This is a genomic window from Bacteroides sp. DH3716P (genome assembly GCF_025914115.1).
GTDB classification, from domain to species: Bacteria; Bacteroidota; Bacteroidia; order Bacteroidales; family Bacteroidaceae; genus Bacteroides; species Bacteroides ovatus.
In genome coordinates this window covers 4,616,106-4,633,066 of record NZ_CP083673.1, presented here as the reverse complement: position 1 = coordinate 4,633,066, position 16,961 = coordinate 4,616,106, and the positions used below count along the sequence as shown (strand labels likewise).

The following is a 16,961-nucleotide window of genomic DNA, read 5'->3' as shown; positions in this document are numbered from 1 at the left end:
AGTTTATAAAATTAGGTTAGTTGTTTTTTCAAATCTTATTCTTCTACTGCAAACTTGTAGACAGTGATCTGTTGGTATTCATCACCCGGCAGCAAAGTAGCCGATGGGAAATGCGGTTTGTTCGGGGTATCCGGGAAACACTGTGCTTCAAAGCAGATAGCGCTTCTTGCAGGGAATGTAGCTCCGTGTGCGCCTTCAAATCCATTCAGCCAGTTGCCTGTATAGAGTTGCACGCCGGCTTCGGTGGTATACACTTCCATGATACGGCCGCTTTTCGGGTCTTTGCAAGTAGCAGCTAGGTCGAGTGAGCCGCTCTCTATCTTGTTCAGTACATAGCAGTGGTCGTAACCGGCACCGAAAATCAGTTGCTGGAATTTGTCATTGATACGTTCGCCTACGGTATGCGGAGTACGGAAATCCATCGGAGTACCCTCTACTTTGGCAATTTCGCCTGTTGGGATAGAAACTTCGTCGATAGGCGTATAGAAATCAGCGTTGATAGTAACGATGTGGTCGTTGACGGTAGGAGTAGGAGTGGAGATACCGGCGAGGTTGAAGAAACCGTGGTTAGTCAGATTTACGACTGTGGCTTTGTCGGTTGTTGCGCGGTATTCGATAGTCAGTGCGTTTACTTCGTTTTCCAGGCGGTAGGTCATTTCTACTTCCAGGTTGCCGGGGAATCCTTCTTCGCCATCGGCAGAAACATAGTTGAATTGCACTGTGCTCTCGTCAAGTTGTATAGCGTCCCATACACGAGCGTGGAAACCGGTAGGTCCTCCGTGCAGGGAGTTAGGTCCGTTGTTGATTGTGAGTTCATGTTCTTCGCCGAACAGAGTGAATTTTCCTTTGGCGATGCGGTTGCCGTAGCGTCCGATAGTAGTGCTTAGGAAAGGTTCCGGGCTGTTGATGACGTGGTCGATGCTGTCGTGTCCGAGGATTACATTGGCATACTTACCGTTTTTGTCCGGTACCATGATAGAAAGAATGGCGCATCCGTAATTGGTTACAGCTACTTCCATTCCCTTTGTATTTTTGAGGATAAATAAATCAGTTTTCTTATCATTTATATCCTTTTGGAAATCTTTCCGGCTGAGCCCTGATAGATTCCCTTCTGTTGGGAATGTGTTATTCATGTCTGGTATTATTAAAAATTTCCTGCAAATAAAGGGAAATTCTTTCTTTCTCACAAATTATTCCGACTAAATATAACAGGTGCTTTAGGAAAGTTTAGCTTTATTACTTCATGTTTTTTTCGGAAATGACAAAAGTCTTGCCGTTGATACAGAATTGGAATTGAAAAATATTCGATATATAAACGAAAGAATCTTTCTTAAATGAATTTTCATCCTTCTTTTCTTAAAAAGTGAACAATTTTTTGTATGTTTGTTCCCGGATTGTAACAATCCGAGCGAATTTAATCTAAGTTTATAACAAGAAAAACTAAAATGTATCCATTAAAATTCGAACCTATTCTGAAGCAGACGCTTTGGGGGGGCGACAAAATTATTCCGTTCAAGCATTTGAACTCTGACTTGAAAGGAGTAGGAGAAAGCTGGGAGATTTCCGGTGTTGAGGACAATGAATCCGTTGTGGCTAATGGCCCGGATAAAGGTTTAACCTTAGCCGATATGGTAAGAAAGTATCGTGAGGAACTGGTTGGTGAAGCGAATTATGCCCGTTTCGGCAACAAATTTCCGCTACTCATTAAGTTCATCGACGCCAAACAGGATTTGTCAATCCAGGTACACCCAACAGATGAGTTGGCGAAGAAACGCCATAATTCGATGGGAAAAACCGAGATGTGGTATGTGGTAGATGCCGACAAAGGAGCTAAATTGCGTTCAGGATTCTCTGAACAGATTACCCCGAAAGAATATAAAGAACGCGTGTTGAACAATACGATTACCGACGTATTGCAGGAATATGAGATCCATCCGGGTGATGTGTTTTTCCTTCCTGCCGGACGCGTACACAGCATCGGGGCAGGTTCTTTCATCGCCGAGATTCAGCAAACCTCTGATATTACTTATCGTATTTACGACTTCAACCGTAAAGATGCGAATGGTAAAACCCGCGAACTTCACACCGACTTAGCCCGTGAAGCCATCAACTACGAAGTGTTGGATGACTATCGCACTAAATACGAACCGTTGAAGGACGAACCGGTAGAACTGGTTGCCTGCACCTACTTCACGACTTCTCTGTATGACATGACTGAAGAAATCAGTTGCGACTATTCCGAACTCGATTCATTCGTGATCTTTATCTGTATGGAAGGATCCTGCAAGATGAGAGACAATGAAGGCAATGAACTGACTGTTAGTGCCGGAGAATCTATTTTGTTGCCTGCAACTACACAAGACATCACAATCACTCCTGAAGGAGGAAATGTGAAATTGTTGGAAACATACGTATAAGAGATTATTATACAGAATTAAAGTCATCCGACTTTGCTCCATTCTAGTGATGGACAAAGCCGGATGACTTTTTTTATTACCAATAGAGTAAAAACGGCAGGAAAGTCTTTAACTATATTTATCAAAAACTTTGCGTTGAAGACACAAAAAGATTCGTTCTTTTGCCACTTGCCAAGTGGCATAATATATAAAATAACTAGTGATGCAAATGATGAACAAAAATGGATTTAGCCGGTGTGCGGAATTCTACATCGGTCGTTTGCGAAAGGAGGGACGGCATTCTACGGCGCATGTCTACAAGAATGCCCTCTTTTCTTTCAGCAAATTTTGCGGCACGTCTAACGTGTCGTTCAGACAGATCACCCGTGAGCGTTTACGGCGTTACGGTCAGTATCTTTATGAGTGTGGCTTGAAGCCCAATACGATTTCTACGTATATGCGTATGCTTCGTAGTATCTATAACCGTGGAGTGGAAGCGGGCAGTGCGCCATACGTGCCGCGACTGTTTCATGATGTTTATACAGGTGTGGATGTCCGCCAGAAAAAGGCTCTGCCTGCTACGGAATTGCATAAGCTTCTGTATGAAGATCCCAAATCGGAACGTTTACGCCGTACGCAAGCTATCGCTGCTCTGATGTTTCAGTTTTGTGGAATGTCATTTGCCGATTTAGCCCATTTGGAGAAGTCGGCTTTGAATCAGAATGTGTTGCGATACAATCGTATCAAAACCAAAACTCCGATGAGCGTGGAAGTGCTGAATACTGCAAAGGAAATGATTAACCAGCTCCGTAGTAAGGAAAGTTCTCACCCCGATTGTCCGGATTATCTGTTTGATATTCTTCGTGGGGATAAGAAACGGAAAGATGAAAGAGGTTATCGGGAATATCAGTCCGCTCTTCGTCGATTTAATAATAATCTGAAGGACCTGGCAAGAACCTTGCATTTGCAATCTCCTGTCACTTCCTATACGCTTCGTCATTCCTGGGCAACGACTGCGAAGTATCGGGGAGTATCCATTGAAATGATTAGTGAATCATTGGGCCATAAATCTATAAAAACCACACAAATCTATTTGAAAGGCTTTGAGCTTAAAGAACGTACGGAGGTAAATAAAGGGAATTTATCTTACGTAAGAAACTGCTGTGTAGGCAGAAATGAAAGCGTAAAGTTCTAATAATCAGAACTGATATATGTGTGTTACTTCTTAGGTAACGGAACTTAAATTTGACGCAAAGATAGACAAAAACATAAATAGTAAGCAAATATTCTTCCATTTTTTTTCGTTTTATCTAAAATATAGGAAAAAAACTATCCGAACATGAAATAAGATTATTTTCATGCCCTATACTTTTTATTGCCTAATCTCTGGATTCTTCCCGTTGAGTATTAGGCTGTTTCCTTCTTATGCCCTATTTCTATATGTGATTTCCATTTTTTGTTGAGATGTGTGCCTTGTGTATGTATTGTCCGTTACCTAAGAAGTAACGGAAGAACATGAGGTAAAAAAACATGATTTTAACAAAGCCGAAATCAATTAGTGCTGGGCCTAGCGATGGGACAGGGGAAGGCGTAGCACACTCTAAACGCTGGTATGTTGCTCTGGTTCGTATGCATCATGAGAAGAAAGTAGCCGAACGTTTAGATAAAATAGGGATTGAGAATTTTGTTCCTGTTCAGCAGGAAATTCATCAGTGGAGTGACCGGCGCAAGATGGTTGAGTCTGTCCTTCTTCCAATGATGGTGTTTGTACACGTTAATCCGAAAGAACGCAAAGAAGTTCTAAGTTTTTCTACAGTGAGCCGTTATATGGTGATGCGTGGTGAGAGCTCTCCAGCGGTGATTCCAGATGAGCAGATGGCTCGTTTTCGTTTCATGCTCGACTATTCAGAGGAAGCTATTTGTATGAATAGCTCTCCTTTGGCACGTGGTGAGAAGGTTCGTGTTGTGAAAGGACCTCTGACCGGGCTGGTTGGTGAACTGGTTAATGTAGATGGCAAAAGCAAGATTGCCGTCCGGCTGAATATGCTGGGATGCGCTTGCGTGAATATGCCTATTGGTTATGTCGAGGCTATCTGCGAGAAAAACTAGTACTCGTCATCATTTATCCACAAATTACATGAATATGAAGTTTTCTTGTGCTTTTGCACTGATATTCTCTTTCTTCTTCTTTTCAGCTTGTCAATCCTATAAGAAAGTACCTTATTTGCAGGATGCGGAGGTTTTGAAACAGGTGAATACGCAAGTTTCCCCTGTTCAGGACGCAAGGTTGATACCGGGGGATGAGGTTTCCATTCTTGTTTCTACTTCCGATCCGGTTGTTTCGCAGCCATTCAATGCACAAGGCAGTACCTTTTTGTTGGATGACCAGGGAAATATCAATTATCCGGTTTTAGGTAAACTCCCTTTAAACGGATTAACGAGTCGCGAAGCTGAAAACCTGATAACGGAGCGACTGAAATCTTACGTGAAAGAAAGACCTACGGTAGTAGTCCGTATGTCCGGTTTTAAAGTTTCGGTTTTGGGAGAAGTGGCGTCTCCGGGTGTTTATCCGGTGGTGAATGAGCAGATCAATGTACTCGAAGCCCTTGCCATGGCAGGAGATTTGACCATTTATGGTGTTCGTGATAATGTGAAACTAATCCGCGAAGACAAGAACGGGCATAAACAGTTTGTTACACTCAATCTGAACGACGCGGATTTGTTATTATCTCCTTACTATCAGTTGCAACAGAATGACATCCTGTATGTCACTCCCAATAAAACCAAAGCACAGAGCGCGGACATCGGAACAAGTACCACGATGTGGATTTCGGGATTTTCCATCTTAGTGTCTATTGCCAGTCTGCTGGTTAATATACTTAGATGATCCCTACAACTCTCCATATTCTTTGATACAGTTAAAACACGGACATTCCTTCATCGGATTTAAATCATGATGGCCTACAATCAATGCTTTGGGGAATCTTTTCCTCAATTCGCGGAGCAAAGCGAGCAAGGAACCTCGTTGCGCCAATGTACGTGTGTCTTGGGGACGTCCGGCAATATCCAGCCCTCCTTCGTAACAAATACCTATCGAATGGGTGTTATGGTCACGGCAGTGTGCTCCGACCTTTTCCAGAGGACGGCCCTGGCAAATTTCTCCATCGCGGGTGATGTAGAAATGGTAACCAATGTCACGGAACCCGCGGTGTTGGATATGATCTTGTCGGCAAGCCTCCGCCGAAAGGAATTTTCCTTCCGGCGTGGCACTGCAATGAATGATAATCAGCGTGATGGTGCGCATGGGGCTACATACAACTTTGTACTCCGATCAAGCCTCCGATAGCGGTGGCAACGGTGATAATCACTTTGATAATGAAGCTCCATACGGAGCGGGGAGAAGATGAATTACTCATAAAGAAGAGGTTTTAAATAAATTAATAATATTCCCTTAGGCAGCCGGGTCAGGTGCTTCACCGCTTCCGCCCGGATTTGGATTCGGCGTATTGCCTGAATCGGAATCTCCACCAGGAGTAGTTGGTTTCTGATACTCCGCTTGCTGCTTCAGTTGACTGTCGAGTTTCAGGTTGGTAGTCGACAAATTACCGGTGGCACGAGCTTTAAGACGCATACCTGTGATGTTTTTCTCTAACGAAAAATCTTCCAGCGTATCAGCCGCCTTACTGCGAATACCTACCCCAAAGATGGCAAGGTCGTCGATTTTCACGCATTTGCCGTCGAGCAGCAATTCTTTGATGCAGTCTACCATGTCAGAAAGTACACCTTTGATGACACCACCGGAATACGGTGAATTGTGTTTCGACATGTGTTCGGCAAGCTTGGCCAAATCAAACGTCTCGTCGCTTACCGCACGGGCGAACCACTTGCCTGCATTCAGGCCTTTCTGCTGTTGGTTTTGATAAATTTTGTAACGAATCATAAAACAATAAATTAAAGGGTTAAACATATTGTCCGGGGATTCTTTTCCCCTTCCGACAATACAAAGATACTACCCTGAAATATCGATAAATCAATTGTTTGCGATTGCACACGATTGTTGTCAATTATATGTCGTAATGGTCGTTTATTCAATGGAAAAGCGTTGGTTATGTGGTACTATTTTGTTATTTTTGTAACTGTAAATCAGAATTTTATCCATTATGACCGAATTCAAAATACGTGCCTATGGGCGCATGGAACTGGCGCAACTTTATTCTCCGACACTTACCGACATTGCTGCTTATCGAAAAATGAAGAAATGGATCTCTTTATGTCCCGGACTTCTGCAACGCCTGTACGACTTAGGTTACGAATCAAAGCGTCGTTCATTCACCCCGTTGGAGGTGAGAGTGATTGTAGATGCCTTGGGAGAACCTTAGAAGAGCGGAGAAGTAAAGCACCGCTTTAGGATTCATGAAACGTCTTGTTGTTATATAAATGCAAAGAATGCACTTTTTCCGAGGGCTCCCTAACACACGCACACATGCGTGCGCGTATAAACGCCTTTATCGTCTGTATTGATAAGCAATCCTTTTTTTATCAGACGGTTCAGCCAGCTAAGAGCAGTGTTAGGTTTGATTTTCATGATTGTAGCCTGCTCCGACAACTGTGCACGGGTGAATTGGTTGCCCATTGCTTCGAAAAGTGCATCCCGGTCGGCATTGGCTCTATGCTTGACTTCTGTGGAGGGAAGAAAAGACAAGATATGCGTGGCATGACGATAAAGCGGAGTTACAAGCTCCAGAACCGCTTTAAAATCTTCAGCGGTGATCGTTACATCCCAACGGGTGATAATGCCGTCTTTGATATTATCAGTGGCAATCTCCTTATCAGGAGTAAGCAGATGGATAGAAGAATTCTTGAATTGGTAAGGTTGATCACATTCCAATGCACGTATCATAGCTACTTCTGCCATGATACGGCACGTGTTGACAGCCAGTCGGGCGATGGAACTGCTCATTTCGTTGTCGTTGGCAAGTCCCGAACGGAAGAACAAATCGGAAAAGAGAGTGTTGAACTCTTGCTTTTGCTCGTCGGTGAGCCGGAGCGTATGGACTCCATGTGTTTTCATCAGGTCGAGTTGCTTTTTCCATTCCAGGCCTATGTCTGTGAAGATAGCTTCCAGATCGGCTTCGCCACTTTCAAACTGATTGATCCATGCCCATATACCATGCATGTAATAAAACAGTTGGCGCGAGAACAAACCGTTCTCTGTCGAGGGAATAAGTGGTTTCACTTGTGCGGGCGTACCGGAAAGCAGGACGGACAGATAGCTTTTCTTTACTTCCCGGTATTCCTGGTCGGTACGCCGGTTGTACGACAAACGGTCATGGTCGAACGCTTTGCGGAGCGTGTCGCTCCAGTGTCCGTATTCCGAGCCGATGGCAGCAGAAATAGTATCTGCTTCCGTTTCGCAGATAAGTCCTGTGCCGTTGGCATCCATGATATTTTGCAGAATACCTGTTCCGGTGTTATTGCCCGAGATGAGAAACATTCTGTTTTTGGGCATTTGGGGAGCTTCCACTTTGCTACGCTCTTTTCCCATGACGTCGTAGGCGGCTTTCTCTTTCTTGTAAGCCTTGACCTCTGTCGCTACTTGTTGGCGGATCTCGTCATGGATAGGTTCGACGAGCAGACGGATAAGCGAAAGAATTCCCTTACCCGAGGCAGAAGGAGCCACGATGAAACTTTGCAGGCAAGGAGACTGGAGTTTGCCGGCGTATGGACATCTCACATATCGTTCCATGCTGGCACCTATGGCAGTCAATGCTCCAATCAGCATGACGTCACGCTGGGTAGGGCTGGTGGCATAGCTCATGATGAGCAAGAGGATTTTCGGCCAGTCCGCTTCGGGGAAAGTGGGCAATGGCTGGTTCGGGTCACTACCGTTCAGCAGCTCTTCGGATTCGTCCGGTTCGTCATTCTCCACCTTATTATATACGTGTGCGTGTGTGAGAACTTTGGACGGTGTATTTTCCGTATTTTCTGTATTTCTACGGTTGTTCATAACTTCCGTATTACAGAGTTTCACATTGGCCGTCTCGGCAAGATGGAAAGCCGTACCCAGGTGTACTTCCCCATGCCGGGTAGTGAGAGCATTGGAGAATATCCGTTCGGCATGTTCACGTTGGTACTTGGCGGACATCCGGCACAAACGGTGGAAAAACTCGCGTCCCGCTTCTCCGCAATCTGTTGCGATGGCAAACGCCAGTTGTACATATTCAGCATAGGTAGGAGCAATATCCGCTCCTGCAGTTTCAACCGCTTCAGTGAGGCGGCGTAAAGATTCAATATCAGTCATTATTTTGATTTATGATTTATAATTTATGATTTATGGTTATTCGTTGGTGGCTCTAAATAATGCTCCCGGGTCATGGCAAAGGAAGCAGGATCTCACAATGTCTTTACCGGAAAAGTCCACGCCTTTTTTCTTTTCTCCGAAAGGAGGAGGTGTTCCTGTACCATAGATCATCACAGTGTATAACATTGCTAACTTCATTTTTTCCGTAATACAGTTTGCGTCATCGGCCATGGGTAAATGATTATAGGGTATGAAGGCTTTTACGCCTCGTCCGCTAGGACTGATAAACGTGAGCACAGGGTGGAGAAGAGGATCATTGAACAACGTCTTACGCATCTCCACTGCTTCCTGATAGGAGGTGAGATAGTCTATATCTACTACTGTTAGGAGGGAAGGATCTATGAGGCATTTGCTGCTGCGACGCGAGAATGTACCACAGGGAGTCACGTATGGTAATAGTGATGCTTTTGCCGTCCGTATATCTTCGGAGTTGCGTACTTGTTCGGTCAGAACTTTGAGATTCTCGTTGCAGGTAATCATTTGAAAGACTTGCTCTACGGAGACTTCGCAGCAGGGAATAAGCGTAGGAGGAGTAACTAGTTGTCCGTGTTCGTCTTTAATGGGCGCAATGGGAGGCATGAAATAAGACATTCTAAAATCGTTTGTCATAACGTATCTAATTATTTGATTATCGCCTTGAATTTTCAAAACGCGGGGCGAAGGTAGGAATAGCTTTTAAATCAACTGTTCTGACATATCAGAACAGTTATAGGTAGAATCATGTATTATTTAATAACTTTAACAATTAACAGAATTACAAAAATGAAAAAGTACTCTCATGTAGCACTCGGCCTTTTCATCGCCGAGCAGTTTAAGAAAGCAGGTGTGAAGATAGCTCCCATGTGCGCTGAAATAGGTTTGGGCAAAGCTGTCTACTATGCAAAGGTTATAAAAGGGGAGACGTTCGTTTAAGCCATTTCACCCGTCTTTTGGCTTACTTCTATGACTGTCATACCAAAGAGGAATTTCGAGCCAAAGCAATTGAATGGGTCGACCGTTATATTGATTATCGTGAGAAACACGGGTGATGGGAAAGAAATTTAATCAATTGATAATAAAATAATGCAGGAAGTCCAACGTTTCAATAAAGTCCTAAAATCTTTTGTCCTTCTAGGGGACATCATCTTATTGAACTTGCTGTTATGGATGTTTACTTCGATCTGGGAAAACCGGTCTCTATTTGAGTATTCAATGCCTCTTCTCCAGAATATGGCTCTGATGACTTTATGTTATCTGGTTTGCAACATCCGTTCAGGAGTGATCCTTCATCGTCCGGTGGTTCGCCCGGAACAAATTATGCTTCGGGTGGCCCGGAATATGATTCCTTTTGTATTGATAGTCTTTGGGCTTTCATATATATTCCATTTTGAATGTGTCAATCTGCGTCAGTTGGGGGTATTTTATATAGTTCTCATTATCGTTATCATTTCCTATCGTCTGATGTTCCGATCTATTCTGGAGCTTTATCGCAAAAGTGGGGAAAATGTCCGAAAGGTAGTGTTGGTGGGTAGCCATGAAAATATGCAGGAACTTTATCATTCCATGACGGATGATCCGACATCCGGGTATCGTGTATTGGGATATTTTGAAGATTTTCCGTCAGACCGCTATCCTATGAACATAGCTTATTTGGGACAGCCGTGTGAAGCTGTTGATTATTTGACTCGTAATGCGGGAAAGGTAGACCAACTTTATTGTAGTCTTCCTTCCGCCCGTAGTGTTGAAATAGTGCCGATTATCAACTATTGTGAGAATCATCTGATTCGTTTCTTTAGCGTTCCCAATGTCCGGAACTATTTGAAACGGAGAATGTATTTTGAAATGTTAGGTAATGTCCCGGTACTTTCTATCCGTCGTGAGCCACTTGAGTTATTGGAGAACCGTATTATGAAACGTGGCTTTGATATTATTTGCTCGCTACTGTTTCTTTGTACCCTTTTCCCGATTATATACATCATTGTGGGACTGGCTATAAAGATAAGTTCACCTGGGCCTGTCTTTTTCAAACAGAAACGAAGTGGGGAGGATGGTCGTGAATTCTGGTGTTATAAGTTTCGTTCAATGCGGGTAAATGCTCAATGTGATACATTACAGGCTACAGAACATGATCCTCGTAAAACCCGAATTGGCGATCTGATTCGTAAGACGAATGTGGATGAACTTCCTCAATTTATTAATGTCCTGAAAGGGGATATGTCTTTAGTGGGTCCCCGTCCGCACATGTTGAAGCACACAGAAGAATATTCTCATTTAATAAATAAATATATGGTTCGTCATTTTGTAAAGCCGGGTATTACAGGCTGGGCACAGGTGACAGGTTTCCGTGGAGAAACGAAGGAGCTTTGGCAGATGGAAGGACGTGTGCAACGTGACATCTGGTATATTGAGCATTGGACGTTTCTTTTGGATTTATATATCATGTATAAGACTGTGTATAATGTAATCCGCGGGGATAAAGAGGCTTATTAGGCGAAGAGTTGGAATTTGAATAAAAATTAAATCAATAGTTGTAATTTACATGAGTAGGTGGTTATGAGAAAATTGAAACGATTGACTTTGGGTGCGTTACTTGCTTTTTTGCTGGTATCCTGCCAATCATATAAGAAAGTGCCTTATTTGCAGGATACGGCTTTTGTGAATGATACAGAACAGAGTGTTCGTCAGACAGGTGTGAAGGTTATGCCCAAGGATTTGTTGACGATTGCCGTATCTTGTTCTACTCCGGAACTGGCTGCACCTTTCAATCTGGTAAATTCGGGTACTGCTAATGGAACAGAGGGAAAGACGGTAGGACAAGGAAACGCGTCATCTGCTCTACAGCAATATTTAGTAGATAATCAAGGGAATATAAACTTTCCAGTGTTAGGAGAGATTCATGTAGGTGGATTGACTAAACTGGAGATAGAAAATCTGATTATAGATAAGTTGAAGGTTTATTTAAAAGAAGCACCGCTTGTAACTGTGCGTATTGTTAATTATCGGATTTCAGTGTTGGGTGAAGTCGCTAGTCCGGGTAGTTTTGTGGTTTCTAACGAAAAGATTAATTTGCTGGAAGCACTCGCTATGGCAGGTGATTTGACTATTTATGGTATGCGCGATAATGTGAAATTAATCCGGACTGGACTGGATAATAAACAGGAGATTATAACTCTGGACTTGAATAAGGCCGAAACGGTACTTTCGCCTTATTATCAGCTACAACAGAATGATATAATTTATGTGACACCTAATAAGACTAAGGCGAAGAATTCGGATATTGGGGCCAGTACCGGCTTGTGGTTCTCTGGCATTTCAATTTTGATGTCAATAGCCAATTTATTAATAACTATATTACGATAAAATTAATAAAATAATTGATCAACAATGAAAGAAAATCCGTACGAAAATAATATGAATGAACAGGATGAGGAGAAAATCAATTATCAGGAACTTCTTTTCAGATATATAATCCATTGGCCTTGGTTTGTCGCTTCTGTTTTGGTCTGTCTGATTGGTGCCTGGGTGTATTTACATTTTCAAACTCCCGTGTATCAAGTTTCCGCTTCCATCATGATTAAGGATGATAAGAAGGGCAGTGGTTCTACTGATTTGGGGAACTTGGGAATAGGTGGAGTAATTACTTCCACGCAAGGTATTGATAATGAAATAGAAGTCTTGCGTTCAAAAACAATATTGAAAGAAGTGGTCAATAATCTGGAACTTTATATCACTTATTATGATGAGGATGAATTTCCGGAAAAAGAGTTGTATCAGACTTCTCCAGTCATAGTCAACCTGACAGCCCAAGAAGCGGATAAATTGCCGGGTTCTGCTTTGCTTGCCATGAAATTGTCTCCTGAAGGCGTTCTGGATGTAAATCTGAAAGTCGGTTTGAATGAATATAATCAGCGTTTTGAAAAACTGCCTGCCGTCTTACCTACTGACGCGGGTACGTTTGGATTTGCGTTGAAAGATTCATTGTCAGGCGGTCAGATGGAGGGGCATAAAGGTGAACGGCATATCCGCGCGGTGGTCAGCCGACCATTTGGAGTGGCAAAGGGATATCAGGGCGCGTTAAGTATAGCCCCGACTTCTAGGACTACTTCTGTTGCCGTGGTCTCATTGATGAATACGAATATACAACGTGCCCGTGACTTTATCAATAAGTTGATGGAGATGTATAACCGGAATACGAATAATGACAAGAATGAGGTGGCTGAAAAGACGAGGGAATTTATCAATGAGCGTATTAAAATTATAGACGAGGAACTGGGTAGTACGGAGGATAAGCTGGAAGCTTTTAAAAGAAACGCAGGCTTGACGGACATTAGCAGTGACGCTCAATTGGCCGTATCTGGAAATGCGGAATATGAAAAGAGGCGTGTGGATAACGGAACACAGATAAATTTAGTTCGTGATCTCATTAAATACATCAATAATCCGTTGAATGAGTATGAACTGTTACCTGGTAATATTGGTTTGTCTGACGCTGGACTGACCACCCAGATAGGACGTTATAATGAATTGATAATCGAACGTAAGCGTTTGCTTCGTACTTCTACGGAGAGTAATCCGATGATTGTGAATCTGGATACGAGTATTCGTGCAATGAAGTCAAACGTGCAGGCTGCAATTAATGGAACTTTGCAGGGCTTGCTTATTGTCAAGGCTGATTTGGAGCGTGAGGCGGGCCGCTTCTCCCGTCGTATCAGTGACGCTCCGGGACAGGAACGGCAGTATGTGAGTATTGCACGTCAACAGGAAATCAAGGCAGGGCTTTATTTGATGCTTTTGCAGAAACGTGAAGAGAATGCTATTACATTAGCTGCTACTGCGAATAATGCCAAGATTATTGACGAACCAGTGGCGACAGGAGGACCGCTTTCTCCAAAACCTAATATGATTTATATGATTGCTCTGGTACTAGGAGTGGGGATGCCTGTTGGTGTCATTTTTCTGATAGGTCTAACAAAATTCAAGATTGAAGGTCGTGGTGATGTGGAGAAATTAACAAGGTTACCTATTGTCGGTGATGTACCGTTAACCAACGAGAAAGCAGGTTCTATTGCTGTGTTTGAGAATCAAAATACTTTAATGAGTGAGACTTTCCGTCATATCCGTACTAACCTTCAGTTTATGCTTGAGAATGATCAGAAAGTAATTTTAGTGACTTCGACAGTTAGTGGTGAGGGCAAGTCTTTTATTTCTTCAAATCTTGCGATTAGTCTGTCTTTGTTAGGAAAGAGGGTAATAATTGTAGGGCTTGATATTCGTAAACCCGGTTTGAATAAAATTTTTAATATCCCCCGAAAGGAGCAAGGAATTACTCAATACCTGTCAAATCCGGAGAAGAATCTAATGGATTTCGTTCAGCCTTCGGATGTTAGTAAGAATTTATATATTCTTCCTGGTGGAATAGTACCACCTAATCCTACGGAATTACTGGCTCGTGATGGTTTAGATAAAGCGATTGAAACATTGAAAAAGAACTTTGACTATGTAATTTTGGATACTGCCCCTGCTGGTATGGTTACTGATACTTTGCTTGTAGGTCGTGTTGCTGACTTGTCTGTTTATGTATGTCGTGCTGATTATAGCCGAAAAGCAGAGTTTACCTTGATTAATGAGTTGGCTGCTGATAATAAACTTCCCAATATCTGTACCATTATTAATGGTCTTGATCTCAAAAAGAAGAAATATGGTTATTATTATGGTTACGGTAAATATGGTAAATACTATGGTTATGGTAAACGTTATGGCTATGGATACGGCTATGGAGAACATACGGTAAAGGAAGAATAAATATCTAAAATAGTAAGTACTCAACAATAATAATATATGAATATAGCAATTGTAGGCACAGGCTATGTTGGCTTGGTGTCCGGTACTTGTTTTGCAGAAATGGGTGCCACTGTGACTTGTGTTGACGTAGATACCGATAAGATCAGCAAGTTGAAAGCCGGTGAAATGCCTATTTATGAACCGGGGTTGGAAGAATTAGTAAAACGCAACGTTGGCTATGGGCGTCTTCACTTTACAACAGATTTGATCGAAGTTTTGGATGATGTGGAAGTCGTCTTTTCCGCAGTAGGAACTCCTCCTGACGAAGATGGTAGCGCCGATCTGAAGTATGTGCTTGCCGTAGCCCGTCAGTTTGGACAAAACATCAATAAATATACCATTCTGGTCACCAAATCTACTGTACCTGTGGGTACTGCTCAAAAGGTGAAGGCTGTCATTCAAGAGGAGTTGAACAAGCGTGGGGCAGATGTTCCCTTCGATGTAGCCAGTAACCCCGAATTCTTGAAAGAGGGGGCCGCTATCAAAGACTTTATGAGTCCTGATCGGGTGGTGGTTGGCGTTGAGAGCAAGAAAGCCGAAGAGGTGATGACCAAGCTTTATCAACCTTTCTTGCTCCAGAATTTCCGTGTAATCTTTATGGATATTCCTTCTGCCGAAATGACTAAGTATGCTGCCAATGCTATGCTGGCCACTCGTATCAGCTTTATGAACGATATTGCCAATTTGTGCGAGCGGGTAGGGGCTAACGTAGATCATGTGCGCAAAGGTATTGGGGCTGATGTGCGTATCGGGCAAAAATTCCTTTATGCCGGTTGTGGATATGGCGGTAGCTGCTTTCCGAAAGATGTGAAAGCTTTGATGCATACAGGTATCGACAACGGTTATCACATGGAGGTGATTGAAGCGGTGGAACGTGTCAACGACCGTCAGAAGAGTATTGTTTATGATAAACTTATCCGTTTGATGGGTGATGTAAAAGGTAAAACTATCGCTATGTTAGGTTTAGCTTTTAAACCTGATACTGATGATATGCGTGAAGCTCCAGCTCTAGTAGTCATTGATAAGTTGCTGAAGGATGGTGCTACCGTGAAAGTGTTTGATCCCATCGCTATGCCTGAATGTAAACGTCGTATCGGCAATGTTGTGACTTATACTGAAAATCTCTATGACTGTGCCGATGGTGCTGATGCGTTGCTGCTGATGACTGAATGGCGACAATTCCGCCTGCCTACTTGGAACGTGATTCAGAAGGTGATGACTGATAAGTATATCGTAGATGGACGTAACATTTGGAATCGTGTGGAGCTGGAAGAAATGGGATTTAGTTATACACGGATTGGAGAGAAATAGAGTAAAATAATAGTGGATTAACAGTATTTCTGGCATTATACGTTTTCAAAGAATACTAATGATAGTGGGTGTTACGGTATGGAGAAGAATAGTAGAAAAGACAGTTTTGATGTTGTGAAATGTTTTGCGGCATTTTTTGTGGTGCAATTGCATACTATTCCTGCGACTGTGTGTCCGTTATTGAATGTAATTGCACGACTGGCTGTTCCTTTGTTTTTCTTAATCACGGGTTATTATTACACATCTATTGTAGAAAAAGGAAAATATGGAGTGCAACTGAAAAAGATCTTTTTGTTGGCTATTGCATCTTCTCTGTTTTATTGGATATACTATGGCTGTATGGCTCTAAAAAATAATGTGTTCTATCAATGGTTTATGGACACTTTTAATTCTATATCGATACTGAATTGGGTGCTTATAAATGACACTCCAGGCATTGGGCATTTGTGGTATCTATATGCTATGCTTTATTCATTTATAGCTATTTATGTTATAGATAAATTGAAAATCAAAGTTAAATGGGTGATTCCTATTCTTTTTCTTATTGGATTATATGTAGGATGCAAAGGGTGGCCTTATTCATGGTATCGTAATTGGGCATTTATGGGCGTTCCTTATATCCTTTTGGGGCGTATAATATTTGAGTATAAAGAAATGTTAATATATAAACTGGGGGGGGTAAAAATAGTTTACTTTATTCCTGCTGCTACTATCGGCCTGTTGGGTGAATATAAATTGTATGAAATAGTAGGTATGGATCCTATTCGTGATCATTATGTTTTTATAATATTGATGAGTGGAATTCTTTTTATTTTGGCATTACAATATCCTTATTTTGGCAAAGGAAGTGTTGTCGCAATAATAGGAAGGGAGTATTCTGTATTTATTTATATTCTACATATTTTCATTCTTAGAATATTGTCTTTCTATATAGATTTTTCTTCTTCATTAATGATAAGATTCCTATGCCCTATTATTGTATTTGTGTGTACAATTGTAGTTGCTACTTATATTATTAATATGTATAAATTGTTGTCGAAAAAGTGTGTAACTATTTAATATTGCTGAATTTT

Annotated in this window: 17 protein-coding genes; 11 read left to right on the top strand and 6 right to left on the bottom strand. The window is 42.2% G+C overall.

The annotated features are described in order from the left end of the window. Positions 1 to 35: 35 nt before the first annotated feature. Positions 36 to 1,133 carry an aldose epimerase family protein gene (locus KQP79_RS17395; protein ID WP_008021915.1) on the bottom strand — a complete coding sequence of 366 codons (1,098 nt, stop codon included), beginning with the start codon at positions 1,131 to 1,133 and terminating at the stop codon, positions 36 to 38. 312 nt (positions 1,134 to 1,445) lie between these two features. Here KQP79_RS17395 and KQP79_RS17390 point away from each other — a divergent pair, with 312 nt between their 5' ends. The 4 genes from KQP79_RS17390 (at position 1,446) to KQP79_RS17375 (ending at position 5,283) form a co-directional block, all read left to right on the top strand. Then, on the top strand, positions 1,446 to 2,417 hold the full coding sequence (locus tag KQP79_RS17390) for a type I phosphomannose isomerase catalytic subunit (protein ID WP_004313588.1): 972 nt from the start codon (positions 1,446 to 1,448) through the stop codon (positions 2,415 to 2,417). 208 nt (positions 2,418 to 2,625) lie between these two features. Next, the gene (locus KQP79_RS17385) at positions 2,626 to 3,591 is read left to right on the top strand and encodes a tyrosine-type DNA invertase cluster 3b (RefSeq protein WP_149952096.1); all 966 of its coding nucleotides are present in this window, start codon (positions 2,626 to 2,628) and stop codon (positions 3,589 to 3,591) included. A 335-nt stretch (positions 3,592 to 3,926) separates the two neighbouring features. Next, on the top strand, positions 3,927 to 4,505 hold the full coding sequence (locus tag KQP79_RS17380; RefSeq protein WP_008018120.1) for a UpxY family transcription antiterminator: 579 nt from the start codon (positions 3,927 to 3,929) through the stop codon (positions 4,503 to 4,505). Between the two features lie 28 nt (positions 4,506 to 4,533). Next, positions 4,534 to 5,283, top strand: coding sequence for a polysaccharide biosynthesis/export family protein (locus KQP79_RS17375; protein ID WP_015531610.1), 750 nt, complete (start codon positions 4,534 to 4,536; stop codon positions 5,281 to 5,283). 3 nt (positions 5,284 to 5,286) lie between these two features. Here the strand turns inward: KQP79_RS17375 and KQP79_RS17370 are convergent, their stop codons facing one another. Genes KQP79_RS17370 through KQP79_RS17360 form a run of 3 tightly spaced genes read right to left on the bottom strand, consistent with a single transcriptional unit; the run spans position 5,287 to position 6,336 of the window. Further along, positions 5,287 to 5,700: an N-acetylmuramoyl-L-alanine amidase gene (locus tag KQP79_RS17370; protein WP_004313206.1), complete on the bottom strand. Its 414-nt coding sequence runs from the start codon at positions 5,698 to 5,700 to the stop codon at positions 5,287 to 5,289. Between the two features lie 4 nt (positions 5,701 to 5,704). Then, on the bottom strand, positions 5,705 to 5,812 hold the full coding sequence (locus KQP79_RS17365; RefSeq protein WP_004297473.1) for a smalltalk protein: 108 nt from the start codon (positions 5,810 to 5,812) through the stop codon (positions 5,705 to 5,707). A 35-nt stretch (positions 5,813 to 5,847) separates the two neighbouring features. Next, positions 5,848 to 6,336, bottom strand: coding sequence for a DNA-binding protein (locus KQP79_RS17360; protein WP_008021928.1), 489 nt, complete (start codon positions 6,334 to 6,336; stop codon positions 5,848 to 5,850). A gap of 220 nt (positions 6,337 to 6,556) precedes the next feature. Here KQP79_RS17360 and KQP79_RS17355 point away from each other — a divergent pair, with 220 nt between their 5' ends. Beyond that, positions 6,557 to 6,775 carry a DUF4248 domain-containing protein gene (locus KQP79_RS17355; RefSeq protein WP_004313208.1) on the top strand — a complete coding sequence of 73 codons (219 nt, stop codon included), beginning with the start codon at positions 6,557 to 6,559 and terminating at the stop codon, positions 6,773 to 6,775. 89 nt (positions 6,776 to 6,864) lie between these two features. Here KQP79_RS17355 and KQP79_RS17350 read toward each other — a convergent pair whose 3' ends face one another. Beyond that, positions 6,865 to 8,697: a DUF3987 domain-containing protein gene (locus tag KQP79_RS17350; protein WP_061448672.1), complete on the bottom strand. Its 1,833-nt coding sequence runs from the start codon at positions 8,695 to 8,697 to the stop codon at positions 6,865 to 6,867. 36 nt (positions 8,698 to 8,733) lie between these two features. Beyond that, positions 8,734 to 9,366 carry a BT4734/BF3469 family protein gene (locus KQP79_RS17345; protein ID WP_061448687.1) on the bottom strand — a complete coding sequence of 211 codons (633 nt, stop codon included), beginning with the start codon at positions 9,364 to 9,366 and terminating at the stop codon, positions 8,734 to 8,736. A 153-nt stretch (positions 9,367 to 9,519) separates the two neighbouring features. On the opposite strand from KQP79_RS17345, the gene KQP79_RS17340 reads away from it, so the two are divergent. The 6 genes from KQP79_RS17340 to KQP79_RS17315 all read left to right on the top strand — a co-directional run bounded on the left by KQP79_RS17340 (position 9,520) and on the right by KQP79_RS17315 (position 16,947). Further along, a complete protein-coding gene (locus KQP79_RS17340; RefSeq protein ID WP_008021935.1) occupies positions 9,520 to 9,669 on the top strand; it encodes a hypothetical protein in 150 nt (49 codons plus the stop codon). Between the two features lie 150 nt (positions 9,670 to 9,819). Further along, positions 9,820 to 11,226: an undecaprenyl-phosphate glucose phosphotransferase gene (locus KQP79_RS17335; RefSeq protein WP_061448671.1), complete on the top strand. Its 1,407-nt coding sequence runs from the start codon at positions 9,820 to 9,822 to the stop codon at positions 11,224 to 11,226. Between the two features lie 57 nt (positions 11,227 to 11,283). Beyond that, complete coding sequence (locus KQP79_RS17330) at positions 11,284 to 12,096, top strand: polysaccharide biosynthesis/export family protein (protein WP_138343524.1); 813 nt, start codon at positions 11,284 to 11,286, stop codon at positions 12,094 to 12,096. Positions 12,097 to 12,120: 24 nt separating this feature from the next. Continuing rightward, positions 12,121 to 14,538 (top strand): GumC family protein, encoded by a 2,418-nt coding sequence (locus KQP79_RS17325; RefSeq protein WP_061448670.1) that lies wholly within the window; start codon positions 12,121 to 12,123, stop codon positions 14,536 to 14,538. 36 nt (positions 14,539 to 14,574) lie between these two features. Continuing rightward, positions 14,575 to 15,888: a UDP-glucose dehydrogenase family protein gene (locus KQP79_RS17320; protein ID WP_061448669.1), complete on the top strand. Its 1,314-nt coding sequence runs from the start codon at positions 14,575 to 14,577 to the stop codon at positions 15,886 to 15,888. Between the two features lie 78 nt (positions 15,889 to 15,966). Continuing rightward, entirely contained in the window at positions 15,967 to 16,947 is a 981-nt protein-coding gene (locus KQP79_RS17315; protein ID WP_061448668.1) for an acyltransferase family protein, read from the top strand. Positions 16,948 to 16,961: the final 14 nt, after the last annotated feature.